Here is a 26645-nt window from a genome sequence, read left to right on the forward strand (position 1 = left end):
TGTTTTTTTTACAGAGTCTTGTAAGAGAATCTATGTGCTCCACTTTAGGTGGTAAAGTATTATTCCGTTGGCTTTGGTAAACTTGTTAACCGTTGGTAATAATTTTATTCATCAAGGACTTGATTTAAAATTGTACCTGCAAAATAAGAGACAGACAGACAGACCATGCTGCTTGTCTCCATTCTCCGGGAAATAAGAATCAAAGTTTAACTGAAAACTGGTGATGCTGGTAAAATTTTGATTAATCCCAAAAGTAAATTGATTATCCCTGTAATTCATTTCCTTATAGCCCCACGATTGCCAGCGTCCCAGGAACATGGTTTCTTTAAAGAGCTTGTAACCCGCTGTGGCATAATAACCGCTGATCTCTTCTTTTTTATCAGCAATATCCTCTGTTTTAAGCTGACCTGCAAGATATTCAGCGGCAAGCAAAAAGTGGTCCGTCTCTAATCTCATATCGCCGCCGTAAATGGTCCGTTCACCCCTCAACATCGGGCCAAAACTACCACTGCGGACGTCAGGAGAATCGCCATGCGAACCCTGAACGGCTAATTGCAGCGTTCCGGGAATGATATTCCTGAACGTATATTGTAACCGTCCGATGCCGTAAAATTTGTTATTGCTATTTGATAACATCTTGTTGCCGTTAAATAGTCCCGAATAATAGTAAAGTCCGTTCACATCACCCTCGGCAGAAATGCCAATTTCACGGGATTGGACCAAAAGTCCGGTAATTCTTGTTCTGTCAATAAAATCCGTAGAGCCCGGATCAGGAATGTAATCCTGTGTTTGTCTCGGTTTCATAGCCCCTGTTGTAATGCGTAACGCATCGCTGTGGCGATAGCCAATAAAAACATCCAGCAGATTGGGTTCACTGACCATGTTGAAAAATACACGATAGTAAAACTTGCCGTCGAGCATCCCCCTGAAACTCAACCGGGCATTGGCGGCTTTGAAGGTGCGACCGCCCTGAAATTCATCATTGGCAAGTGAATACCTGAAACCTGCCTGAAGCAGTGCATTTACTTTGAATGCCTCGTGTTGCGTGATGGATTGAATTTGCCTGGCAAGTGGTTCTTCCTGCGCAAAGACAGTATTCGACACGATAATCATTCCGGCTAAAATTTTCAAGATTATTTTTTCATCATTGATTCCTCCGAGCTAAAAGTTAAAATGTGAAAATGAAACCGATTGAAAAAAGTGGTCCGAAGGCGAAGTTTTGGAGCATTGGCCGGATTTACTGCGGCCAAAAGCAGAAGCCCAATCGCGGAAAAAAATATTTTCATAGTGGCCTCCCTGATAAATAGATACTTGCTATTTTTCGTTTTCAAATTTAAGCGCATCGAGCAGGGCTTTATAGCGTTCCTGCACATCTTTTTTGTCATTCTCATCTGGCAATGATTCACGGCTGGCTTTTTCTATCATTTCAGCCTGTCTGAGAAGCGCCTGGCGTTGCTGCCGGTTGCAGGTAAGCGGGCCAATTGTGTTCAGAATTTCCAACAGCCGAATGGTGACAGCCGGATTCGTTTGGCTATACTGGCGGATTTGATCGAGAGCGGCGTTTGTTATACCGGCGAACGTAAATGGTTTTGTCATTATCCGGAGTTTACCCTGATCATCGAAACGCCGGGCAGAAGGGAAATTTTTGCTGCACAAATGCCCAAGACAGAGCCCAGCCGGTCAATGCAGGCTATTGCCGTGAACGGATCGTTAATGCCGGGTGATAGTGCTCGTGCTGCAACTTCGACAAGTTGATGAATGGAGAACTCGACATCCTGTTCGGGCGTTCGCTTGTTTCCTATGATAAATGATTGAATGATCTTTTCGGTATCATCATCGAAGGCTTTATTGGAATAGACAGTCACCAGCGGGCTGCCGTAAATAATATATTCACCCGGCCGGTAATGAATGCTGATGAACACATCTTTTGTCGTAGTATAATCCATCAGCGTTTCATTAATGACAGCCTGCAAATAGCCGCTTTGGCTGGCCGACAGAACCTGAGAGTTCTGAAAGGCTTTTTCCTGGACTGAAAAATCAATCGCATCAAGCTCATCTTTTTCCAAATCATGGCCTAATTCCTCGGGAAAAAGGCGTTCGATGCTTTGCACAAGCTCTTTGTAGACTGACCATATAACAGAGTCAGCTTGAATGGATGATGAGATATGATGGATGAAATAGATCAAAATGCCGACATTGAGTACGGAGAGGACAATAGCGAACGATGTTGAGATGTTGGGGATAAAAGCAAATGTTTCACTCGTATGAACCGCTCGAAGCACGAGGAGGCAATAGATAAAGGTTGCACTAAAAATCCCCAGCACAAGCTGATTTCCCCGGTCTTTCATAAAATTCCGCATTAAACGGGGTCCAAATTGCGACGATGCTAATGTAAGCGCAACAATTGTGATTGAAAATGTCACACCGGTAATGGTTATCATGGAGCCGGCGATAGTGGCTAAAACAGTCCGCGCTCCCTCGGCGCCGCCTGTAAATAAGAGCCCGGGAAGCTGGTAAGCGTTAGCGTTACAGCTTTTATCAACAGCGATAGCCAAATAAGAGATAATTATAGAAGAAATAATAATCAAGCCGGGTAGAAACCAAAAGCTGGTTTTAAGCGATTCCCAAAGATTGAGCACAAATGTTTTCATGACAGTGCCTGTTAATATAAGGTATTTTTTACATATAACGTTTAATCAAACGCCGAAACAAAACGCACAAAATTCAAACAAAAATCCAAACTTTGTACGAACCCAGCCCTCAACACAACCCAAAATCCTCCGTGTTTCGGTCGGCTGCATTTTAAGTTATATGCTTGCTATTGATACTGATACTTAAAATAATTGCCTTGTTGAAAAGTTAAACCGCAAAATGGGTACAAGATAAAACTCGGTATTGAAACAATGCTGATATTTTTAGTAATGTTTATGGAAAATAGTTGTAAATATCTTTGCGATGTAATACTCTTTCAAATATTATCATCTTGTTTTCATATTTTAAACCAACTTTATGATCACCAAACCTAAGCTTATAGTATCCAGTATACCCCGTCATTTTTTTTATTTTTTTTTACTTTTTCTAGAGTTTTATCTTTGTTTTTATTGTTCGCTTAGTTAACCTGCACGCGGGTTGAATCGGTACAGACTGCGCAGAAAAATCCAATCTACAAATCACTCGATAAAAACTCAAAAGGCACACGTCCCGCGTGTCAGGTAAAGCTTATTGTTAGCAGCTTCCGGGCGGCTGCATTTTAGCTGAAACAATTAGTTAGCTGACGCGGCCTGTCCTAACTTTCAATCGTATTTCAAAGAGTATTTTATTCAATAATGGATTTAACAGTCCGCAATGTCTTTTCCGCAATTTCAATCCCTTCCCGACAAATACCCTCATCTGGCTCATAATCAGCCAAAACACTGCCAATCGGATATTTTGACGGCAGGTAGATTGAATTGAGAAAATCACATTCATCGTCGAATAATTCAATTTCAATGTTATGTTTGAGCAACACTTGCTTGAGCTCAAGTATATCATGCGTTCGTTGAAGCTTTATCGATTTTTCGATAAATATTGATTTTAATGCTTTTTCAACAGCTTGTTGAATATTTTGAAGGCAAGGATTATATAATCTACTTTCAAGAAGGATCTTGGAGGATTCAAGATTTTCCCCGGCATAAATCGACCATATTCTGGTTTCATCTTTCATAAATCGTTTCACCATCTTTTATTTCATCTAAAAAACTTCCGTTAGCATTGGTTTTCAAAGGAATCACATCAATCGGATATAGTTTGGAAAGGTCTCGTACTAGTTTTCTATATTTCAAGGCAAGAGACAAATACGATTCATCACTGTTTTGAAAAACTGCAATATCGATATCGTTCGGCTCATTCGATTTTGTGAACGAACCAAAAATTACGATTTTCTGGATTTCTCGCTCTTTTGCAAGCCGATCCTTGATTTGCGTCTTTATTTGATCTTTTTGATTATTCGTTATGTTCATAAAAATCCATTATTTTATTTTTTATGCTACCGCAAAGCGGTTTCGTTCAAACGCAAGGGTCTGCTGCGCCGGACCCCAGAGCGACCGAAGGGCGCGGCGGGGTGCGGCTTCAGGCAGCACCCATTTGTTGGCTGAAGCCCGGATCTACGTCTTCCAGGCAGCCACAATCCAGAACATGACAAACCCAGCGTACAGAAGCCGAAATGCCCAATTCGCCGGCCCCTGCCAGAACGGCGTTACCTTCGGAAGCCGAGTGAATCACCGGAAATCGAGGTCCGACTCGAGTTCACGCGCGCGGCAGAAGAAAGCACTCGCCAGGTAGGCGTGGCTCTCCTCAATCACCCAGAGACCCATCGCGAGGACAGCTGCACTGGCCTTCATCCAGGTGAGCAAAGGTTCGCTTGGTGCCTTATCGCCAAAGAGGAGAGTAGACGAGCCCCGACATCACTGCAAACAACACTGAAATCTGAGCGGTCTCTATCCCGCCCGAATACTTGCAGAAGTCCACGAACGTCGAGTACTCCGTAGTCGGCAGCTCGGGTTCGTCGCATTGTCGATCCGTTGGTGTCATGTCGCTATCGTCCTCTCCAGCCAACAGTAAGTATACAGTTTCTTATGAGCATTCAAAAGAAACTACCCAATATTAGTTATAAAATCAATAAAAATCATTGCTTTTATCAAATAAATTTCTTATTCGCTTGTGCGCTAAACAGATCGTTTAGCATTGCAATTGTAATGATAAACGGAAACAGGGGGTTGTTTTGCTAAACTTACCGGAATCCATCAGAAAACGTTATCTTGAACAATTAAAAAAAATAAAATAATAGTTGATAAAATTCCGTCTTTTCTAAAGTGGCTGCAATATTACCTCCATTTTTGTGATAAATATTCACATCTTGCTAAAGATAAATCCAGTCTCGCGGCACAACCGGGAAGTTGACTTGTGAGATCCGGGTCAGTCAATCAGATCAATAGGAATGCAACAGTATATACTCCAGCATATACTGTCTGGAAAAAACATTGCAAATGACTCGATTCAAAATTTGCCCTCCCTTTGATACCTCTATCGGTATTCTCTTTAACATGGGTTATTCATGATTCATTTTCAGTTCGTCTTGTTCGTTTCGTTCGCTGCTCTATTTTCGTGCACAGGCCGTTAAATTCGACAGCTTTTACAATTCAACCATTTTACAGCTGCGGGCCTGGATTTCAAAGCAACCAACCTTGTGACTTTTTGACTTTCAGACCTTTCGACTTTGCACATTTCCCCTCCTGCTGCCCTTGTCACTCCAGGCGTTCCACAAAAAAACGGCCGGACTCGAATGAATCCGGCCGTCAGCCAGGGTTTTTAAAGAATCTAATGCTTTAGCTACACACCGGCCACCACCCCATCGGTGAACACCAGACGGGGCATCTGTTAGCTGCTGTTCATCCAGGGATCATTGGCGGCTTTGGCCAGTTTGTTCCAGAAATTCAGATGGTTATCGGCGATATTCATTTCCGCGATCGGCTGCGTCAGTTCACCGTTCTCAAACAGGGTTCCGGTGATGCCGACTGAAAAATCGCCGGTATTGGAGTTTGAATTGCTGCCGATAAATCCATTGATCAGGATACCGCGTCCCAGATCTTTCATAATTTCGTCAATCGAGCGTTTTCCGGGCGGCAGGATGAGATTTGACGTGCCGCCGGTGGTGGGTTGCACACCCAGTTTGCGGCTGCGGTACCAGTCGATGTAGAACTGATTCAGCACCCCGTTTTCAATCATGGCGCGCTTGCGCGTGGCAAAACCGTCGCCGTCGTACAAACCGCTGCCGAGGCCGGCCACGATATGCGGATCGTCGATCAGCGTGAACAGCTTGCTGCCCACCTGTTCGCCCTGCTTGTCCAGTAAAAAAGAGCGTTTCTGCTGCAGAGACCAGCCGTTCATGGCATTGACAACACCGTTCAGAATACGTCCGACATTTTGATTTTCAATGATCAGGTGGTTTTAATTTGATTTCGAATCAGCCGATTATTAATCATTTCACGCATACCCGAGCGATGAACATTTCCCAGATACTGTCCGTCATCATCGACAACCGGCACCTCTGATATATCGAGTTGATCCAATGTACCCAGCGACTCTTTCACCGACTGGCCGGGATGCAGGGTGGCACGCGGTTTGACAAGCACATCTTCGGCCACCAGCCAGTCCCAGGTTTGCTCTTTGAGAATCAGGTTGCGCAATTCTTCTACGCCGATGACGCCTGCGAGTCGATCCTCCGCATCAACGACGGGGATAGTTGTGGCGCCGGTTTCCGTAAACATGGCAATGACATCCCGGATACGGGAAAAGAATGAACCAGATGTTCTTTGGACAGCTTTATTTCGGTCAGGCGCAGAGAGGCGGCAATGTCTTCGGCTGTAATATTGCGCCCGGCTTCATCAGCCCGATTCACAGCGAGTTTCACACAGGCCGGTCCGATGATCTGCACCAGAAACGTGGTGGTGGTGATTCCAAAAATAATGACATCACCCAGGGCCAAACCGTCAGCCACCTGGATGCCCTGAAGTTTATGCGCCGCCATAATGGACAATCCGATAGCCACACCGCCCTGGGCCAGCAGACCCAGACCGCTGTAACGCTGTACCACCGGGTCCGCTTTGGACAACCGAGCACCCAGCCAGGCGCCGCCCATTTTGCCGATACTGCGTCCGATGACATACAATCCGACAATCCACCACAGCCAGACCGGCATGGACTGCAGCGATAACCGGGCGCCTACGAACAGAAAGAACAGCACATAAATAAATGTAGAGAATGCATTGATGCGTTCGGACAGTTTTTCATAATAGAACGGCGTCATGTTGACCACGGTAATGCCGCCGGCCATAGCAGCCAGGATGATATCCATGGCGTAATAATCCGTGATTCCGGTGATCACCATGAGCAGCCCGACCGTGGACGCTGTGGCCACATCGAGTGAACCGGAACGTTTAAGAATGAGCGCAATGGTGAGCCCGAGAGCGATACCCAGTCCGATGGAACCGAACAGTTCAAATCCGATATGCAGCAGTTCTTTGCCAATATGCGCCTCTCCCCCACCGATGAACTGCGCCACGCCGCTGCCCAGTCCGTACAGAGTCATCGCCAGGGCATCATCCAGAGCAACGATGGCGGTGAGCGTGGTGGTCAAAATTCCGGCGCTGCGGTATTCCCACATCACCGCCATGGTGGAAGCGGGGTCCGTGGCTGACGCGATAGCGCCGTAAACCAGTCCGGCGGCCAGGGCAATGGAAACATTGCCGCTCACCCAGTAAACAACGCCCGCTGTGGAAACACTTACAATAATAAAGGCACCCAGACCTTCACTTATCAGAATGGCGGCAAACTGCTTGCCGTATTTTTTCAGAGTACCGAATTTGATCTCGCCTCCAACCAGAAATCCGATGATACTGAGACAGAACAAATTGATCGGCGCCAGCATTTCAATATCAGCCGGCTTGATAAGTTTGAGTCCGCTGCTGCCCAGCAGAATACCGGCCGCCATATAACCGAGCACTTGAGGAATACTGATACGTCGGGCCAGTATGGCATTCATGATGCCGCCGAACACGCCGGCCCCCAAAAGAATCAAAACACCGGCGCCGCTCAGTGTATCAGACATGGCGCTCTCCCAGGATTTCATAAATATCAGACGGTTCGCTGCAGCCGAGCAGGTTCTCACGCACATGCTCCTGTTTGAGCATGGAAGCTACAGACGAAAGCACCTGGATATATTCTGCATGCTGATTGCGTCCGGCGATAATCAATATGACAATCTGTACCGGCGTATTGTCCAGAGATTCATAATCGGTAATCGGATGTTTACACACAGCAGCTGAAGCCATCACTTCTTTGACCTCCGGGAGCCTCACATGCGGCACGGCAATGCCCAGTCCGATGCCGGTGCTCATGAGTTTTTCGCGATTGTACACCGCTTCCGCCAGCTCGGCGCGATTGCGCACCCCGGGCAGTTCGACAGACACATCAACAAGCCGGTTCAGTACGGCTTGCTTGCGCGTCTCCTCCAGTACAAGCGAACGCTCGGGTGAGAAAATCGATGATAAAGTCATGGTATGCGATTCATCCGAACGGATTCGCGGCGTCAGCTTGCGCGATACCCAGTTTTCGATCTCGTCGCGTTTGAAGCGCCAGGATGTGCCCAGCTTGCCGCAGGGAATCTCACCGTTCTGCGCCCAGTCATAGACCGTGCGCTGTGAGACCTTGAGAAACGTTGCCACTTCTTCCACGGTCATAATTTGATCATTCATTGCGAAATACCTAAATTATTTGCGATATTTTCTATTATATTATATTATATGTATACAAACTTCATAAGATAACATATTTTATGCTTAATGTCAAGGGTTCGAAAACTAAAAGAAAGCCGGACCACGGGATTTCGAAGCTACGGGCAAGCCAATTGAGGTGTTTGGGGGCGGATTGTGCGCCGGGTGAGAAACAGACCGCAGACACAGAGTGTCCGGGCTGCATTCCGCCAAGGAGACTGGCGGAACGATTTGAATGTAGGTCGACCAGGCTGGTCGACCGGCGGACATCGACGGGCCGTTACGAACAACCGTATTATCTCAATTCAAAAATTATATTAAACCTAAATTGAGCGATTTTAAAACAGAACAAAATAAACTGGCTCAAAAGGGAGCCAGTCATGTCTATTTGTGTAAATTCTATTCTGTTTTCATGTTACAAAAGTCTTTTTACCTGTTTTTAAAATGAACTATGCCTAAAAACATGAAAAAACTAACATTAGGGCGTATCAATCCTGTGAAATAAAATTTTCTGGAAACATTTTGCTCTATGTCATGAAAGCTGGTTTTTGTTCGCGAATCGCCTGCCATAAAAGTGGAATTTTTAATGCATCATAAGTAGCTTGGGTGACTTTCAAGATTACCTGTTGACTCGTCGATATTATCTTGACAGCAAAATCAATTACAGTCCGGCGAAAAGTGCTGGGATAGCTCGTAACCGGTAACACATCCTGGGTCATATCACGCTTGAAAGCTTCGTATAGAAAATGACTCATCAAAAAATGTAATAAAAGGCTCTGTTCATTCCAAAGCCTTTAAAGGGAAGCTGCTCGCATACGACAAAATCCTTTTGTGAACGATGAACAAGTTCACCCTTGCCGCGACTATGATCCAATTCAATGATCTTTTCCGCCTTTAAATAGTCATCGCCAACTGCCTGCACCAGCTTTTCATCACATTCTTTATTCTGGCCAATGTTTGTATAAATCACATTGTCCGGTCGAGCAAAATCAAAGGTCATCTGGCCATTATCTTCGGTTTCTTGTGATGTGAAAATGCATCGCCGAAATGTAGACCACGTGTCAAGCCGGTTACCAAATTCAACAAACGACCACGACATTTGATACAAGTGAAATCGATCAACAGGAACTTCTTTAACATATTGTTTAATACCCTTATAGAGCTTTCCGCTGCACGCATAATGAATGCCGAGGCGTTCTTCAAAAAATCTGAAATTCTTATCATCTAAAAAACCGCTGTCTTTAAGCAGTATGATTGGCACATCAGCATAATGGGTTCGAATCGCTTTGACCAAACGTCCAACAGCTTTTCTCAAATCTGTCCCATGATTGCAGTGCACATTGCCAGGACGGAACAATGCATCCACCACATAAGGCCCCCAGCTGATTTGCAGCGGCTGAAAGCCCTTTTCTTCTTATAAGTTGGCTTAACGCCTTGACGTTTTTGGGCATCGTCATTGTCAAAGACCACCGTATCAGCGAATAATATGATCACTTTGGGCTTTTCAACATGAAGGCGCCAGATAAAAAGCTTGAGCAAAATAGAACGAAAGAGCCATTGTCCGACAAAACCAAGTCGGCGAAACATTCTCTTTATCTGATGCGATGTCGCCATGTGCCAAGGCTCATTCTCTAGGAGCGCGGCATAAGCGTCGTCGTTTTTACGTCGATCAAAGCCTAACATGGAACGGTCGGTGCCATCAATGAACCAGCCCACAACTTGTTTAATAAACTGAAAGCAACTAATGCCCTTGGCCGAACCTTTTAGAGAACCAAGACATTGTTCGAAAAGCTTGAAAAAACCAATGTTTTCGACATATTTGATAAAGAAAAACAGGCCGCCGCGCCCGCTCATTTTTTCAGTTGTGACCTCGATTTTTGAAATTTTTACTTGCTTTGAATTGGTTTTTTTCTTCATATTATTGTCACCTTTTGGGTGCGTGGATTGATTTTAGTTGATTTTGTCTTAATTAAAATAATAACAATCCATTATAATCCCAAAAGGTTTTTTATTTTTCGAAGAATCGCTCAGTTTAGGTTAAACTCTATTTTTATGGTACAACGTGTGTAAATAGCAAGAACTTGAAACGGCTGTCCCTGCCCCGTGTAGTTGTCGCCCAGCAGTCAAGCTGTATGACAAAATGGGTAACTATTATTGACTCTTTACACTTTTATTTCGTATATTTTGATTGAAAAAATCAACAGGATTTGAAACCATGAAACATATAGCGGTCATCGCGATAGTCACCACCCTCCTGCTCGCATGTGCAGAAAAAAAGACACCGCAAATTAAACCTGATGTGGATCAATTTTTTCAGGTCTATGAAACATATCTGCTCCTCGCCGAGAGCAAGGCCCTGACGGATTCGCAAAAGACCGCAATACTGGATTCCGCTCTGGCGGCTCACACTATGACAGCGGCGCAGTTTGATACCACGTTAAATTACTTGGCATCGCATCCCCGGGAGTTTTACGAACAGTTTAGAACATTTTCCAAAGCGCTTGAGGATACCTTGGAACAAAGTCCTGCGGACTGATCATTCGCCTTCGCCGGAGTTGAGGTGATTATAGATGGTTTCAGCAATGGACTCTGAGATGCCATCCACATTTTTCAATTCTTTTAAACCGGCGGCTTTGATATTGTCCACGCTTTTGAACTGCCTGAGCAGCAACTGCCGACGTGTCGGGCCTACGCCCGGAATGTCGTCCAGTTCCGACGACAGAGCGCGCTTGCTGCGCAACGAGCGGTGAAAGGTGACGGCAAACCGGTGCGATTCATCGCGAACCCGCTGTAAAAGCCGCAAGGCTGCAGAGTCTTTGGGGATATTCTGCGCATCCTGGGTGTTGGGCATAAACACCTCATCCAGCCGCTTGGCCAGGGCGATGATCGGCTGTTTACGTATCCCCAGTTCATTCAGAGCCTTGACGGCAGCATTCAACTGTCCCTTGCCGCCGTCAATCAGAATCAAATCCGGCATATCCTTGTTTTCCCGCTGTATGCGCGAATAGCGGCGCTTGACCGCCTCGTGCATCATGGTAAAATCATCCGGGGTCTGTTTGCTGCGGATTTTAAACCTGCGGTAATCCGATTTGCTCGGTTTACCGTTGACAAAACACACCATGGATGCCGTCGGATCGGTGCCCTGAATATTGGAAATATCAAAGCCTTCGATGCGTTTCGGCGGATCATCCAGAATCAGCGCCTTTTGCAGCGCCTTGACGGCACCGGCCACATGGGTTTTTTTCTGCAGTTTCTGAATTTCGAGTTCATTGAGGTGATATTTGGCATTTCGCTCGCACAACCCCAGCAGGCGTTCGCGTGTATCGTTCTTTTCCGGAACCTGTATGCGCACCGGCACAGGCACGCGATGGCTCAGCCACGTTTCCACCGCTTTATGGTCCTCTAATTTGGCGGGAATGATAATCTCGCCGGGTATATCCGTGGTTTTCAGATAAAATTGTTTGATAAAGGCTTCAAAAATGGATTCCGGCGTCTCATCCCGGGTATTCTCGAGAAAATAATGGCTCTTTGAAAGTATTTTTCCCTGACGGATTCGAAAGATGACACAGCAGGTATCGTCATCATTTGAGGCCGCAGCAATCACATCGCGGTCCGGAAGTTCCGGATCAAACACTTTTTGTTTGCGCGTAAACATTTGAATATCCAATAGTTGATCGCGCATTCGCGCCGCCTGCTCAAAGCGGCGCTGTTCGGCCAGATGCTGCATATGCTCCGTGATATCCTGTTCAATGGCATGCGTATTGCCATTGATAAACTCGATTATATACTGGATGGTTTTGTTATACTCCGCCTGGGAAATAAACCCTTCGCAGGGTCCGGAACATCGGTTGATGTGATAGTTGAGACATACGTTGTATCTGCCTTTTGCTATCGTTTGTCGAGTTAACGAAAGTTTGCAGGAACGGATGGGAAACAGACGCTGAATGGTCTTGAGCAGATTGCGCATGCCCTGGACATCCGTATACGGTCCAAAATAGCGAGAACCGTCCTGCACCAGTTTACGCGTTGGGAAAATACGTGGAAACGCTTCATGGGTAATCCGTATATACGGATAACTCTTGTCATCCTTGAGATTAATGTTATAGCGCGGTTTATACTCTTTGATCAGATTGGATTCCAGGATCAGAGCTTCCACTTCGGTATCCGTGATAATGGTCTCAAAATCCCGCACTCCCTGCATCATCCTGACGGTTTTCGGGTCAGGATTGCGGCTTTTCTGGAAATAACTGCGCACACGGTTGCGCAGCACTTTGGCCTTGCCGATGTAGATAATTTTGCCGCGACTGTTTTTAAACAGATAGACACCGGGCTGAGTGGAAACATGCGACAATTTTTCCCGGATATCAGGCATCAGCTAAAAGGTTTCCCAGTGGATGAGATCAGCCAAATCGCGTTTGCCTTTCACGGAAGGTTCGCCTTCGATATATCCCACCGGCATCATGGCGATCAGTTTATAATCATCCGGTGCATCGAGCTGCTTACGGATATCCCCGGCATATTCTTTCTTGTCGCCGGCCACCCAGCAGGCGCCCAGTCCCAGCGCTGTCGCAGCCAGCAGCATATTCTGCATGGCGGCGCTGCCGTCTTCCAGATAATATTTGGTATCCTGACAAAACACCACAATACAGGCAGGAGCTGACCCGATAAATCGGCCGTAATTGGCCTGCCGCCCCAGGGATGCCAGGGTTTCAGGATCGCGTACCACGACAAACTCCCAGGGCTGAATATTCCGGGCGGTAGCCGCCAGTCTGCCCGCATTGATGATTTCCTTCAAAAGATCTTCCGATACCGGCTTTACTTGAAACGCTCTCACACTGTGCCGCCGGCGGACGGTTTCCATAAAGTCCATAATTTCCTCTCCTTTCACGAAAAAAGGCCGTCCCGGTATCCCGAAACGGCCTTGGGTTGAGTCTCTCGGTGTTTATTTTTTCTCATAGGCCCTTTTGATCAACTCTTCCAGCCGGCTTTTGGGATCATCGATAATCGATTCATCCACGGAAAATTCTTCCCAACCCAGCAGTTTGAGACCGTAATCGTAATCTTCCAGCAGTTCACTGCAGATTTTATCAAGCGGCTGCTTGTCATTTGCAGCCTTTTCTTTTAATTTTTCCACAGCTTGCTCTGTAAACGTAATGACGACATTATTCTTGGTTAAAAACTGCCGCTGAAATTTTTTGATATAATACTCGGTCAGCAGATTTTCAAGCTCTGTATCCGGATCCTCGACCATTGACGCTGTAAATTTCAGACTGTCGATTTGTGTATCCGGCAGCAGTTTCTCGAACTTTAGCAACAGATTGTCAATCACGCTGAGCAGTCCGCGCGCTCCGGTTTGTTCTTCATAGGCCATCTCGGCAATCCGATGAAGAGCATCATCATCAAATTCCAGATTAATGCCGTAGGCTTTGAAATCACGTTTTTTACCCTGAATGACACTATTTTTCGGATTTTTCAGAATATTATACAACCCTGCAACATCAAGATGATTCAGCGAAAGAACGATGGGCAGACGGCCGATAAACTCGTTTTCAAATCCATATTGGATCAAATCTGCTGTCTTGACCTGTTTTAAAAGCTCTTCTTTGCCCACCTGCTGGACGTCATAATCCTGCCGGGTGAAACCTATGGGTTGCTGATTCATTCGGCGTCTTATCAGATCATCCAGATTGTTGAACGCGCCGCTCATGACAAACAAGATATTGCGTGTATTTACTTTTTTACGATTGACTTTGCCGGTGCGCTGCGCTTCCATGGCGGCTTCCATCTGCGAAGCCAGATCATGCGGTACTTTGAGATCCACTTCTGCTTCTTCCATGAGCTTTAACAGGGTGCGCTGTACCCCGCTTCGGGACACATCCGGCCCCACTCCGTTGCCGGTGGATGCGATCTTGTCAATCTCGTCCAGGTAGACAATACCGTATTCCGCAAGTTTCATATCGCCATTGGCATCGTGTACCAGATTTCGGATCAGATCGTCCACATCTCCACCCACGTATCCGGTTTCACTGAATTTGGTGGCGTCGCCTTTGACAAACGGCACACCCAGTTTCTGAGCAATCAGCTTGATAATATATGTTTTACCGACACCGGTCGGACCAATCATCAGCACATTGCTCTTGATATTGCCGAGCAGTTCGGCCGAGTCCGGGTTTGACATTTCATAGTTCATGCGGTTAAAATGCGTACAAATTTTGGTTGCCAGAATTTCAACCGCTGTATCCTGTCCCACCACATAATTTTTTAAATAAGCTTCCAGCTGTGTGGGTTTTAAATCAAAATTAATCTGGCGCGGCGGATTATCATTATCATCTTTTTCCTCCGTTCCGCTGCCCATATGGTCGGCATCCTGGGGCACCACCACATTGTTTCCATATTTTTCACGCAGAAATTCCGATACATCCTTGCGCAATTCTTCCGGAGTCGGTGTTTTTCCACTGTCAGTCAACAGATTCATCCGTTTTGCCTTTTGTTGCATATATCTCATCCTTTTGTATATTAGATGCAAATTCTATACCATCTTATAAAAACAACACAAGTGCAATAAAATCAACTAATCCTTTTGGAGTATTGAACACATGCACATTATTGTGTCAAAATTCTATACACTATCCAACAACAAACTGGCATCAAATGTTCCAGCGGAATGGGTCAGAGCGCCCACCGAAATAAAGTCCACGCCGGTTTCCGCGATGGCTGCCACGCTCTTGATTGACACATTACCCGAGGCTTCCAGTTCGACACGGCCATTCACCCATTCAACGCATTCCCGCATCAACTCCGGACTCATATTGTCCAGCATAATTCGATCTGCCTCGAGTTCACAGGCCTGCCTGACCTGATCCAGTGTTGTTGTTTCAACTTCAATTTCTGCCAAGAATGAGCGCTGACGCATCGCCCTGCGGCATTGTTCAACAGCCGCTTTAATTCCGCCGGCGGCCGCAATATGATTTTCCTTGATCAGAAACATATCATACAGGCCCATTCTGTGGTTCACACCGCCGCCGCAGTCGACCGCGTATTTTTCCAGGCGCCGCCAGCCGGGTGTGGTTTTACGAGTGTCCAGGCATTTCGCGTTGGTATGCGACACGGCTTTGACAAATTGATGCGTCAGAGTCGAGATACCGGAGAGATGTCCGAGAAAATTCAAGGCTGTTCTTTCGGCCTGTAGTATGGAAGCGGTGCGTCCGTAGACGCTCATCATCAGATCGCGATTGTTAACCAGATCCCCGTCACGAACGCAGATCTGCACTTCCAGTCCGGCGTCAACGGTCTTGAACACCATCTCGCTGAATTCGGTTCCGCATGCAACACCGTCCTGCTTGGCAACAATACGGGCGAACCTCTGAGCCTCGGGATTCAGAATGGCCTTGACGGTAATATCGCCGCGCTCGTTCAGGTCTTCACGCAGAGCCATGTTGATCAGTGCAGCTGCATCTGCCTGCAGAATTTTATTCATAAGGTCTCTGCCATCTCGCTTTGAATTTCTTTAATTTTATCGCTTGCAGCCCGGCCAATATTATCGGCAGCCCCGCGTTCCCTGACCACCAGTTCAAACATGCGAATGGCTTTTTCAGGTTTGCCGAGTTTTCGATATCCGCGTCCGGCCTCGTACAGCGCGGTAGCTCCCCAGGGCAGTTTGGTTTGTTTGCACATATAACGCACTTTGAGAAACTCGATCACGGATTTTTCCGTCAAACCGGCGTCGGCATAGCTTTTGGCAATCCAATACTGTACTTCGGTATAATCGTCCGCGCTTAGCAGCGGTTTGATCTCGTTGAAATGATGAATCGCGCGGTCATATTCTTTCATATAATAGAGAAACACACCGATCCGCATTCGGCGTCGTAACACAGACGGATTATCCGGAAACTCGCGAATATATTGTTTCTGCATGGCAATCGCCTTGTCGCGCAGATTCAGATCATCATAGGCATTCACCAGCAGATCCAGAGCCTGGGCGCGTTGTCGTCCGCTGTCTATCGTTTCCAGCGCTTTCTTACAGGCCGCAATACAATTCTGCAGCTGACGGTTTTCATAATAGAAATCACCCAGATTCACATAAGCCGTGGCAACAATATCGGGATCATCATATCTGCCCGGAATGCGGGTCAGGCGTTTCAGAGCTTCTTCGGTTTTGTTGAGCACCACATACAGCCGCGCCAGGCCCAGTTCGCCGCGCGCCCCCTGGGGCACATCATCATATTTGCGGCATTGTTTAAAGGCTCTTTCAGCATCGTCAAAATTTTTGGTGCGGATATGGTACAATCCCTCCTGGTACAAAAACCGCGCTTCTGCATTGCGGTCATCCCAGGTTTCTGTAAAGGCTTGCACTTTACGCTGGGCGCGGCGCAGATGGTCAAGCTGATATTCGCAAATGATCGCATTCTGCTCCGCCTGCCGACGCAGGTCTCCGGTAAACTGTTGATTCAGCAATTCATACTGTTCCAGCGCCTGTTCATAGCGGCCGCGCTGAAAATAAATATCCGCGGTTTTATAACGCGCCAGCCTGCCCAGACTGTCCTGCGGCGCAAAATCCGCACATTCCCGGTAATGCCCGATAGCCATATCCAGCTGATTGGAGGCATTGGCCAGTTCGCCCACCCGGAACAGGGCTTCGGCGCGGTGAGCGGCGTCATTGCGCTCCAGGTACATTTTATAAGCGCGAACGGCCTCGGGAATGGATTTCATACGCTCCACGGATCGCGCCCACAGCCACAGGGTTTCATCATCACTCACCTGATCATAATACAATTTCAACCGTGCGGGGAGCGCCTGATTGCGCAAATCTTCCAGCCGCTGGTTGGCCTGCCGGTGTTCGCCCAGCTGCATCAGCAAATCAATGGCTTTAACGCGGGCGCGCGACGCCCAGCGCGAATAAAAATAATATTGAGCGACCTTGTCGTACAAGGCCAGCGCCTGTTTATGGGCCCCGGCTTGCTGATGGTAGCCGGCCAAAAGGAATGTGGCCTCGGCTTTGCGTTCCGGTTCAGGCCGGGTCACAATCTCCATGAGCAGGGAGCGCGCCGAATCAAGTTGACCGCGCTCATGCTGCAGCACAGCAGCGCCGAACAGCGCATTGTTGCGCAGAGACCCGTCTCGTGTATGCTCGGCGACCCGCAGCAGCAGACTATCTGCAGAGGTATCACTGCTGTCAAGCGGTCCCGAGCTTATTTTTTCACGCGCCCATTCGTACTGAATGCGCAGGGCAAGGCTGTCATCGGGATGGATAAACTGATCAATTCGGTCTGCCAGAAAAGCAGCTCGAGTCGCAGCCGAATCGATCTGTGACAGCTGAGCCTGCGTGTGCATATAAAGCACATGATTGTAATGCGGACTGTCCCGATAAACAGCCATAAACCGGTCAGCGGCCTGGATCAGTGAATCACTGTATTGTGCAGCGCTCACCGCGTTTTGATCCAGTGACATCCGCATCATCAGACGATCATAGCACAGTGCCTGATAATAGAAGAGTTTGTCCTGCGGCAGCGTCTCGTCGGCTGAATTTACAACTTGATTCAGCGCTGTGAGGGCGCGCTGATAATCATGGAATGTATGAATCCGGGTTTCGACACGATCGAGGAGCAATTGAGATGATGCGGAATTTGCAGACAAAAGCCGGCTAAACGCTTCAGCGGCCTGTTCGGATGAAGGCGGCGCGTAAAACGTCAGATAACTGAGACGCTGCTGCGCTTCGTTTTGAAAATCACCGCCGGGATAGATGTTCAGGTAACGGCGGTACTCGTCCATGCCATACTGATAACGGTTCTGTTGTTCGTAGGTTTGTGCGACGCGAAACTGTGCGTCATCGATCAGATGACTGTTGGGGAATGAAGAGATGATCGAGGAATAGCTGGCGCGAGCGCCGGAAAAATCTTTAAGAAACAGCCTCTGAATCTGCCCTTTTTCAAACAAAAGTTCGGCTTTGGCTGCGGGAATCCGCACTTTGTCCTGGGCCTGCTGCAGCGTGCGCACGCCATTGCGGGCGTCTGTGTTCGTTTGAAGTTTGGCGAATTCCAGTGCAGTTTTGGTGTATAACCAGGGCTCCATATCCTGCTCCCACTGCAGCACGCGGGTGAAAAACAGTTCCGCGGAATCGGGGTCAGTGGGCACAGCGGCCATGGCTTGCTTGAACCAGAGCCAGGGACGTTCCGGATTATTTTCATTCAATTGTACGCGCGCATAATGAGACCCGGCTGTTTGATAGTGTCCCCGGGCCCAGGCATTATCGCCGTACAGAAACAGCAGAGCATTGCGCAGACTGTCCTGTTTCACCTTGTCCAGGGACAACTGGATCACGGCATCGGACTCGGCATAACGTTTCTGATGATGCAGAGAAGAGGCGAGATCAACCGCCATTTTTCCCAATTCAGGATTGGCGACCGGCTGTCTGAGCACAAAATGGACAATGCTGTCCGCTTTGCTGTAGCGTCCCAGTTTTTCATAGACATCGGATTTGAGGGCCAGGATTTTTATTTCCAGGTCATTTTTCAGGGTAGCTGAAGAAAAATCGTCAAGAACCTGCAACGCATCTTTATAGTTTCCGAGACCGTAATGCGATTTTGCGACAAGATAACGGGCGTTCAGACGTTTCAGGTGGTTTTCTTCCTGTTCCAGTACATAAAATGCAGCATCCATCGCTTTCTGATGCAATCCCGTTGCAAGATACTGTTCTGCCGCGCGCAACTGGGCGTCGGTGATCAGTGGACTGTCCTCATTTAGCACACGCAGCCGTTCGTAGGCCAGCGCCGCATTGCGGTTTTGGCCGGTTTTCGCAAGCAGACCGGCGCGGCTGAATTGTGCCTGGTCGATTTCATTGGATTCGGGATATTTGAGCAGCAGGGACAAATAGACATTTGAGGCTTTGAGCAGGCTGTCCGCATTTTCATAGTTTTGTCCGGCGCGCAGCAGCGCGACCGGGGCCCGGAAACTGGTCGGATAGGTATCCGCATACTCTTGAAACTGCGCTGCAGCCAGATCATAGAGCTCCTTTTGCTGCAGCTCTGCAGCGAATCGAAACGCCTGTTCATCCTCCAGAGCCGGAGCGGCATCCTGTGCAGCGGATAAAAATGCAGTCAGCAGGATCAAGATGATTAAAAAATATTTCATATTATAAAATCTCCAGTTTGGCAAAGGGTAGTACCAGTCGTTTCATGCCGGTTCGGTCAAACTTGACCTGCAGTTTGACAGTGGTCGGGTGCTTTTCAATCTGCATCACCGTTCCTTTGCCGAATTTAAAATGTTTGACTCGTGAGCCGATATAAAGTTCCTGTGGTTCCTGAGACTCATCTTCATAATTCGGCATACTGTCCACAAACTCGGGTTCAGGTGAGCGCTGCGTTGGAAACCTCTGCTGCGAATGTTCGGCCCGTGTGAGTGTGGGACTCTTTTCCTGTACGACAAAGCGCATATCAATCTCGGTCAAAAATCTGGATTTGTAACTGCGGGTCTCTCCATAGCGCTTGCGGTTGCGCGCCCAGAACAGGTACAGCTTTTCCTGAGTGCGGGTGGCGCCGACATAAAACAGCCGGCGTTCTTCTTCCAGGGCATGCGGATCATCCATGGACCGTGACAGTGGAAACAGTCCTTCTTCCACGCCGGCAATAAACACCACCGGAAATTCCAGACCTTTTGCGGCATGCAGGGTCATCAACGTCACGGCTTTGGCATCATCATCCCAGTTGTCCAGATCCGTAATCAGAGACACTTCCTGCAGATACGTCTCCAGGGTCGCCTCTTCATTATTGCGCGTGTACTCGGCAATCGCCTGCAGCAGCTCCTGCACGTTCTCCAACCGGGTTATGGACTCGATACTGTTTTCCTCTTTGTATTTGCGAATCAGGCCGAGTTCGTTCACCAGAGTTGCGGCCAGTTCAGCCGGAGAGATTTCTTCAAGCAGACTCTGATAGCGCTTGATCATCTCATAAAATCCAAGCACCCGTTCTCTGGCGCGTTTCTGCAGACCCTCCACCTCATTCACCCGGCCCAGAGCGTGAAAAAGCAGCATATCCTGCTGCAACGCAAACGCCTGTATTCTGGACAAAGTGGTATCGCCGATACCGCGGGTGGGATTGTTGATAACACGGCGCAGACTGATCGTATCCGAGGGATTCACCAGTAGCCGCAGATACGCCAGCACATCCTTGATCTCTTTGCGTTCGTAAAACCGAACGCCACCGATAATCACATACGGGATACCTTCAGCGCGAAACGCGTCTTCCAGGGCGCGCGACTGGGCGTTGATGCGGTAAAGAATGGCAAAATCCGAAAAATCGCGTTCGCCTTTGCGGAATTCCTGACTGATTTTTTCCACAATCATCTGGGCTTCTTCACGTTCATTGTACACCGCAACCATGGAAACCGGCTCACCATCGCCTTTGTCCGTCCACAGCTTTTTGGGATGACGCTGAGTGTTGTTCACCACAATGGAATGCGCCAGATTGAGAATATGAGCGGTCGAGCGATAATTGCGTTCCAGATGATATTTTTTACAGCCGGGATAATCTTCTTCAAATTCGAGAATATTGCGCAGTTCGGCGCCGCGCCAGCGGTAAATCGACTGATCATCATCCCCTACCACACCAATATTTTGATGCGCTTTAGCTAAAAGTGTCAGCATGTGATACTGGGCGCGGTTGGTGTCCTGGTATTCGTCCACAAGAAGAAACTTAAAACGTTCCTGATAATATTCCATGACCAGCGGATACGTTTCGAACAATTCGATGGGCTTGATCAAAAGATCGTCAAAATCCATGGCATTGTGACGGCGCAGTTGTTTTTCATATTCAAGAAACACCCTGGACACCACGTCATCCACCGGTGAATCCGCGCTCTGCTTGAATTGATCCGCGGACTGCATGGCGTTTTTCGCCATGCTGATACTGTAACTGATGAGTTTGGGGGATACCTGCGGAGTCAGGATGTTCAACTGTTTTTGAATAGATTTGATCAGGGAAACCTGATCATCCACATCGTAAATGGAAAAATTATGGTCATAGCCGATACGGTCGGCTTCGCGGCGCAGCAGCCGGGCAAACAGCGAATGAAAGGTGCCGATCCACATGCCTTTGAGCGGCACAGGTACCAGTTTGCGCACGCGCTCTTTCATTTCACCGGCGGCTTTATTGGTAAAGGTCATGGCCAGAATATCGTGCGGTTCGGCCGCGCCGCTGGCGATCAGATGCGCAATGCGAAAGGTCAGGACGCGGGTTTTGCCGCTGCCGGCGCCGGCCAGGACCAGGAGAGGTCCTTCCGTATGAACAACCGCATGATGTTGTTCTTCATTGAGTTCGGCCAACAGGTTATCAATATAGTCTTTATTCTTCACGTTGGGCATTCAGCTCCTTGCGTCGGTGTTCTCTGCGAATTCGGTCAAATTTGCGCTTGGCGTTTAAGTGTTGGGTCAGGGTGCGGCTGAAGGTATGTCCGCCCTTTCCGTCCGCGACAAAATATAAAAAAGAGGTCTCTGCCGGATAGACAGCCGCACGAATGGCGTTGACCGCCGGATTGTTGATCGGGCCCGGCGGCAGTCCGGCGTACAGATAAGTGTTGTACGGAGAATCGATTTTCAAGTCACGGTTTAAAAGCCGTCGCGGACTCTCCGGGATAATGTATTGAATGGTGGGATCGGCCTGCAGGCGCATGTCGCGCTCAAGCCGGTTATGATAAACCGAAGCAATCAGCGGCATTTCACGGTCCAGCATGGCTTCGCCTTCGATGATGGACGCAAGCGTAACTGCATCGCGCCGGGTCATACCCTGTTCCTCTGCGGCCACCCAGAATGAATCCGGGACCGTGCTGCGAAACTGCTGCACCAGGGTGCGGATCACCTGTTTTTCCGTGACCCCGTAGGTAAAATGATAGGTTTCCGGATACAAATAGCCTTCAAGGGAAGGGTCCTCCCATCCCAGTTTCTGTATAAAATTTGTATCGGAAATTAGCTGCATAAAGTTCAGGGAATCCAGTCCCAGTTTTTTCTGGAAAATACCCGCATAACGCCGTGCTGCGTAACCTTCGGGCAAGGTCACGGAAAAATAACTCTGAGGTCCTCTTACCAGCGCGTCCAGGGCCGATTTATTTGACATGCGCCTCATGCAATGTGAATTTACCGGCGCGCAGGTTCTGTGTATCTGCCAACAATTTTGCAGATAATTTAAACAGGTGTTTATTGGCAATCACATTTCGGCTTTTGAGGGTTTCGGTCACCCGATCAAAACTTGCGCCCCACGGCACAATAATATCCACGTTTTCAGAATTAGATAGAGTGTAAAAGGGCCAGTACAGGATCACAGAAAGCAGAAATGCAGCGGCAACCACCAATGCCGCCAGGGTCAGGCCTGTATATTTGAACAGTTTTTTCAATTCGCTCCCGCCATTAATACAATGAGATCATACAATGCGTGGCTCCACACCGCTACGCCGAGTCCGCGGAATTCATAAAGGGCACAGAACAGCACGCCCATGACTGCGCGATATAAAAACGTATAATTTGTAAAATCCAGAGAAGCCAGATCATGCGCCCAGGCAAAAATCAGTGAAGATGCCAAAAGCACCATTAGCTTGACCGGCCATTTGCGTTTGGCGTCCAGGCTCTTGATAATCAGCGCCGCCACCAGCCCGTATCCCACAGCCCGGAACAGCAGTTCCTCAAACACACCGGCGCCCAGGGACATGATAATTACGGCGTGCGTCTCACTGCCGATAGCCAGATAAGTTGCCAGCGCAGTGGCGAAAAAACGCGCTGCCAGCGCCAGAACCCAGACGTAAACCCCGCTTTCCAGGACGATGAGAATGCAGTACTTGAAACTGAACACCGGCCGGTGGCGGAAAAAAGAATAGGAAGCGGCGATAACCAGAATGAACATCAGCAGACTGAGAACGAAAATTCCCTGGGATCCAACCAGGTTGAACAGCCATTTGAACCAATGCTCGGAATCGGGCTGCGACCCGAACCGCGAGGCCAGATGCCGAAGCCACATATCCACTCCGTTTCTCAGCGGCGCTTCGCCCTGACGCATCATCAGCAGCGCCAGGATTTCGTAGATCAACAGCAACGGCAGCGTGACAATCACCCCGTAAAAGGGCGTCCGGGTGGCGGCAAAATAGGTCGTGATCTGCTCTTTGGATTGTTTGGCCAGGATTCTTCTCCGCGGGTTTACATCCGGTTGCGTTTCTGCCGGCTGCGCAGATCAGTCAGCGGCATCGTATTCAAAACATCATACCTGGATACCCAGCCGCGGCGCGCTGTGCCCACACCCAGAACCATCATGTACAGACTGCCGGTATCATGTGAATCGGTATTGATGCACAATTTCACGTTGGCCCGAACCGCCTGACGCGCGTGAATATCCTTGAGGTCCAGCCGGTCCCAGTTGGCATTGATTTCCAGCGCTGTCCCGGTCTCGGCGGCCGCGCTGATTACACGCTCCATATCAATCGTCAGGGGATCGCGCCGGGTGATCAGCCGTCCCGTAGGATGTCCGATCACATCTACAAACGGATTGTTCATAGCCGCAATCGTGCGTTCCGTGGCGTCGCGTTCGAATCCGGAATGCACCGAGGCCACGACAAAGTCAAGCTGCTTTAGCACCGAATCCGGGAAATCCAGTTTACCGTCCGGATGAATATTCAGTTCAATGCCGGACAGTATCTCAATGCTGTCCAGTTCGGCATTCAAAGCACGCACCTCTTTGATCTGCTGCTGCAGGCGTTCCTCGGACAATCCATTGGCATAGGTGGAACTCTGCGAATGGTCGCAGAACACCAGGTACTCGTAACCGAGCTCGACCGCTGCGACCGCCATTTCTTTGCAGGTGTTGTGTCCGTCCGAATAATGGCTGTGTACGTGCATATCGCCGCGAATATCGTTCAAAGTGAGCAGTTCCGGCAGATCTCCCTGCTCTGCAGCTTCGATCTCGCCGCGGTCCTCGCGCAGTTCGGGCGGCACCCAGTCGATATTCAATGCCTCGTACAACTCGGCTTCGTCCTTTCCGCCGATCTGTTCGTCGCCGTTGTAGATGCCGTATTCGCTGATCTTGTATCCGGCTTTTTTGGCGCGCTCGCGCAGTCGCACATTGTGCGCCTGGGAACCGGTGAAATACTGCAGGGCAGCGCCGTAGCTTGACGTCGGGATAGCGCGCAGATCGATCTGAAACTTGTCATTAACGAGCACACTGGCCTTGGTATCGCCGGCCGCCAGCACCTGTGTCACATCCGGCATGGAAACAAACGTATCGATCACGGATTTTCCGTCGTCGGTCTCGACCAGAATATCCACATCATGCACCGTCTCGCGGAACCGGCGCACCGATCCGGCCGGCATGATGCGTCCCATGTCAGTTGTGCAATTCTCTTTGATATAATCAATGATATGTTCCGCCATGGGCCAGGCCAGACCGATGGAAAAGCGCTCGTTCGCCTGCTGGCGGCGTTCCAGTCCGTTTTTGATCTTTTCGACTTTTTTGGCGCCCATATTGGGCAGTTCGGCTAATTTGCCGGTTTCAATCTGTTTCTGCAGATCGTCCAGGGTTTCGACCCCGAGCTGTTGGTAGGCCAGTGCCGCGGTTTTGGGACCGAAATACGGAATAGACAGCAGAGCAAAAATATCTTTCGGCGTCTGTTTAAGCAGTTCGTCCAGCTGACTGATGCGTCCTGTTTCGAGAAACTGGGAGATTTTTTCCTGCAGCGCCTTGCCCACGCCCGGGATATCGCCCAGACGATTTTCGTTCCACATGACCTCGATATCATCCGCCATCTCGGTAATCGCCCGCGCTGCACGCCGGTAGGCATTGATTTTGAACCGCGACTCGTCGAGAAACTCGAGAACGTCGCCAAACCGGTCCAGTATGTCTGCTGTGTCTTTGTTTTTCATATAATTCTCCAACTTTAAATATACAATGCAGGCGTGGAAAAATCAACAGGAATATGGCAATGAAAACGCAGTAAAAAGAAGGAAAAAAATCAGTAACGTCCGGTTAGGTAATTGCAACGCTCAGATTATACAAAAAAATATGACATAACACAAAAAAACACTTGACATTACGTCAAAAATTTTGAAGTCGATTTTCATAACATTAATAAATATAAGGTGTTATGGAAATGCGACGTAAATTCAAAAAGTTTAAGCCTCGACAAAAATCTAAAACATTCAAAAGACTAATGGAACCGATCAAGGCTATCTTGTCCAAGGTACCACCATTAGTTTCACGAGGAGATCGACCTCTGCAAATGACATTTGAAGATCAACTCAATGCCCTCGTGTTTTATCATCTTGAAGAGCATGAATCAGGGACTCATCTTGTCCAGGTTCTTCAAGAAGATACATTTGCTCGGGAGCATATTGCCCCGAAAGAAGGAATCAAAAAAAGTAGCTTTTTTGAGGCTATCAACAATCGCGGCCTCGAACAACTAGCTGTTGTTTTTAATGAACTTCAAGCCAAAGCTGCGACCACTATCCCAAAGCAATTTGAACATTTGGGGGAGCTTGTTGCCATCGACGGTTCTTTGATTGATGCTGTTCTTTCAATGACTTGGGCTGATTATAGAAACGGCTCTAAAAAGGCAAAAGTTCATCTCGGTTTTGATATTAATCGGTCCATTCCAACAAAACTATATCTCACAGGCGGTTTAGCCGGTGAACGACCATTTGTCGATCAAATACTCTCTTCTGACCAGTCCGGCGTTCTTGATCGGGGCTATCAATGCCATAAACGCTTTGACCAATGGCAGGAGGACGGTCGTCAATTTTTCTGCCGCATCAAAGCATCGACGAAAAAAATGTCTTTATGCACATGACATAAAACCAGAAAGCATTGTTTTTTATGATGCTATAGTTTTATTGGGGACGCCGGCACCAATCAAACAAAAAAGTCGATACGACTTGTCGGTTATAAAATCGGCAATGTAAAATACTGGATCGCGACAAATCGTTATGACCTCTCTGCAGAAGATGTTGCTCAGGCATACAAACTTCGTTGGGAAATTGAAAATTTCTTCGCTTGGTGGAAACGCCATCTCAAAGTCTATCATCTCATAGCTCGAAGTCAGTACGGACTTATGGTTCAAATTCTCGGCGGCCTCATTACATATTTGCTACTGGCAATCTATTGTCATGAAAATTATAACGAAAAAGTTAACATCGAAAGAGTGCGAGAACTCCGTATTCAAATTCAAAATGAAGTGCGAGATTCCGACAAGAAAAATCGTAGAAAATCTCATCGAAAAAATCGACGAAATTACTTACGTGCAAAAACCTAACCGGACGTTACTGGAAAAAAATAGTAGGATGAAAAATATTTTTGAAAATTATTGGCGTTGATG

General features: G+C 48.1%; 22 protein-coding genes and 1 pseudogene. 2 read left to right on the forward strand and 21 right to left on the reverse strand.

The features are described from left to right. Positions 1 to 111: 111 nt before the first annotated feature. The 11 genes from U5R06_07065 to U5R06_07115 all read right to left on the reverse strand — a co-directional run bounded on the left by U5R06_07065 (position 112) and on the right by U5R06_07115 (position 10226). The gene (locus U5R06_07065) at positions 112 to 1104 is read right to left on the reverse strand and encodes a porin (GenBank protein MDZ7722565.1); all 993 of its coding nucleotides are present in this window, start codon (positions 1102 to 1104) and stop codon (positions 112 to 114) included. A gap of 210 nt (positions 1105 to 1314) precedes the next feature. After that, positions 1315 to 1656: a DUF2254 family protein gene (locus U5R06_07070; protein ID MDZ7722566.1), complete on the reverse strand. Its 342-nt coding sequence runs from the start codon at positions 1654 to 1656 to the stop codon at positions 1315 to 1317. After that, positions 1596 to 2651 carry a DUF2254 domain-containing protein gene (locus tag U5R06_07075; protein ID MDZ7722567.1) on the reverse strand — a complete coding sequence of 352 codons (1056 nt, stop codon included), beginning with the start codon at positions 2649 to 2651 and terminating at the stop codon, positions 1596 to 1598. The genes U5R06_07070 and U5R06_07075 overlap by 61 nt, the downstream gene beginning before the upstream one ends. Before the next feature lie 665 nt (positions 2652 to 3316). Further along, positions 3317 to 3703 (reverse strand): HEPN domain-containing protein, encoded by a 387-nt coding sequence (locus U5R06_07080; protein ID MDZ7722568.1) that lies wholly within the window; start codon positions 3701 to 3703, stop codon positions 3317 to 3319. Then, on the reverse strand, positions 3693 to 3998 hold the full coding sequence (locus U5R06_07085; GenBank protein MDZ7722569.1) for a nucleotidyltransferase domain-containing protein: 306 nt from the start codon (positions 3996 to 3998) through the stop codon (positions 3693 to 3695). The genes U5R06_07080 and U5R06_07085 overlap by 11 nt, the downstream gene beginning before the upstream one ends. A 1417-nt stretch (positions 3999 to 5415) precedes the next feature. Continuing rightward, entirely contained in the window at positions 5416 to 5979 is a 564-nt protein-coding gene (locus U5R06_07090; protein ID MDZ7722570.1) for a metallopeptidase TldD-related protein, read from the reverse strand. Beyond that, complete coding sequence (locus U5R06_07095) at positions 5976 to 6305, reverse strand: CBS domain-containing protein (GenBank protein ID MDZ7722571.1); 330 nt, start codon at positions 6303 to 6305, stop codon at positions 5976 to 5978. Before U5R06_07095 ends, U5R06_07090 begins: the two co-directional genes overlap by 4 nt. Next, a complete protein-coding gene (locus tag U5R06_07100) occupies positions 6230 to 7705 on the reverse strand; it encodes a cation:proton antiporter (protein ID MDZ7722572.1) in 1476 nt (491 codons plus the stop codon). Before U5R06_07100 ends, U5R06_07095 begins: the two co-directional genes overlap by 76 nt. Next, the gene (locus U5R06_07105; GenBank protein ID MDZ7722573.1) at positions 7638 to 8291 is read right to left on the reverse strand and encodes a PTS sugar transporter subunit IIA; all 654 of its coding nucleotides are present in this window, start codon (positions 8289 to 8291) and stop codon (positions 7638 to 7640) included. Before U5R06_07105 ends, U5R06_07100 begins: the two co-directional genes overlap by 68 nt. A gap of 772 nt (positions 8292 to 9063) precedes the next feature. Further along, a complete protein-coding gene (locus U5R06_07110; protein ID MDZ7722574.1) occupies positions 9064 to 9678 on the reverse strand; it encodes a transposase in 615 nt (204 codons plus the stop codon). Continuing rightward, a complete protein-coding gene (locus tag U5R06_07115) occupies positions 9621 to 10226 on the reverse strand; it encodes a hypothetical protein (GenBank protein ID MDZ7722575.1) in 606 nt (201 codons plus the stop codon). Before U5R06_07115 ends, U5R06_07110 begins: the two co-directional genes overlap by 58 nt. 298 nt (positions 10227 to 10524) lie before the next feature. Here U5R06_07115 and U5R06_07120 point away from each other — a divergent pair, with 298 nt between their 5' ends. Next, a complete protein-coding gene (locus tag U5R06_07120) occupies positions 10525 to 10845 on the forward strand; it encodes a hypothetical protein (protein ID MDZ7722576.1) in 321 nt (106 codons plus the stop codon). On the opposite strand, the gene uvrC is transcribed toward U5R06_07120, so the two are convergent. The 10 genes from uvrC to polX all read right to left on the reverse strand — a co-directional run bounded on the left by uvrC (position 10846) and on the right by polX (position 25197). Continuing rightward, the gene (uvrC, locus tag U5R06_07125) at positions 10846 to 12681 is read right to left on the reverse strand and encodes an excinuclease ABC subunit UvrC (GenBank protein ID MDZ7722577.1); all 1836 of its coding nucleotides are present in this window, start codon (positions 12679 to 12681) and stop codon (positions 10846 to 10848) included. A gap of 3 nt (positions 12682 to 12684) precedes the next feature. Next, the gene (locus tag U5R06_07130; protein ID MDZ7722578.1) at positions 12685 to 13179 is read right to left on the reverse strand and encodes a nitroreductase family protein; all 495 of its coding nucleotides are present in this window, start codon (positions 13177 to 13179) and stop codon (positions 12685 to 12687) included. 72 nt (positions 13180 to 13251) lie between these two features. Next, positions 13252 to 14805, reverse strand: a complete 1554-nt coding sequence (locus U5R06_07135; protein ID MDZ7722579.1) for an AAA family ATPase — start codon at positions 14803 to 14805, stop codon at positions 13252 to 13254. A 123-nt stretch (positions 14806 to 14928) separates the two neighbouring features. After that, complete coding sequence (gene nadC / locus U5R06_07140) at positions 14929 to 15786, reverse strand: carboxylating nicotinate-nucleotide diphosphorylase (GenBank protein ID MDZ7722580.1); 858 nt, start codon at positions 15784 to 15786, stop codon at positions 14929 to 14931. Beyond that, a complete protein-coding gene (locus U5R06_07145; protein MDZ7722581.1) occupies positions 15783 to 19436 on the reverse strand; it encodes a tetratricopeptide repeat protein in 3654 nt (1217 codons plus the stop codon). The genes nadC and U5R06_07145 overlap by 4 nt, the downstream gene beginning before the upstream one ends. Position 19437: 1 nt before the next feature. Then, a complete protein-coding gene (locus U5R06_07150; protein MDZ7722582.1) occupies positions 19438 to 21663 on the reverse strand; it encodes a UvrD-helicase domain-containing protein in 2226 nt (741 codons plus the stop codon). Next, positions 21644 to 22411, reverse strand: coding sequence for an endolytic transglycosylase MltG (mltG, locus tag U5R06_07155; GenBank protein MDZ7722583.1), 768 nt, complete (start codon positions 22409 to 22411; stop codon positions 21644 to 21646). Before mltG ends, U5R06_07150 begins: the two co-directional genes overlap by 20 nt. Next, positions 22401 to 22688, reverse strand: coding sequence for a hypothetical protein (locus tag U5R06_07160; GenBank protein ID MDZ7722584.1), 288 nt, complete (start codon positions 22686 to 22688; stop codon positions 22401 to 22403). The genes mltG and U5R06_07160 overlap by 11 nt, the downstream gene beginning before the upstream one ends. After that, positions 22685 to 23398, reverse strand: a complete 714-nt coding sequence (locus U5R06_07165) for a CPBP family intramembrane glutamic endopeptidase (protein MDZ7722585.1) — start codon at positions 23396 to 23398, stop codon at positions 22685 to 22687. Before U5R06_07165 ends, U5R06_07160 begins: the two co-directional genes overlap by 4 nt. A gap of 83 nt (positions 23399 to 23481) precedes the next feature. Next, on the reverse strand, positions 23482 to 25197 hold the full coding sequence (gene polX, locus U5R06_07170) for a DNA polymerase/3'-5' exonuclease PolX (protein MDZ7722586.1): 1716 nt from the start codon (positions 25195 to 25197) through the stop codon (positions 23482 to 23484). Positions 25198 to 25424: 227 nt separating this feature from the next. On the opposite strand from polX, the pseudogene U5R06_07175 reads away from it, so the two are divergent. Beyond that, positions 25425 to 26582, forward strand: a pseudogene (locus tag U5R06_07175) (IS4 family transposase). Positions 26583 to 26645 lie beyond the last annotated feature (63 nt).

The sequence above is a fragment of the candidate division KSB1 bacterium genome (assembly GCA_034521575.1).
In the GTDB taxonomy this organism is placed as follows: Bacteria; Zhuqueibacterota; Zhuqueibacteria; order Residuimicrobiales; family Krinioviventaceae; genus JAXHMJ01.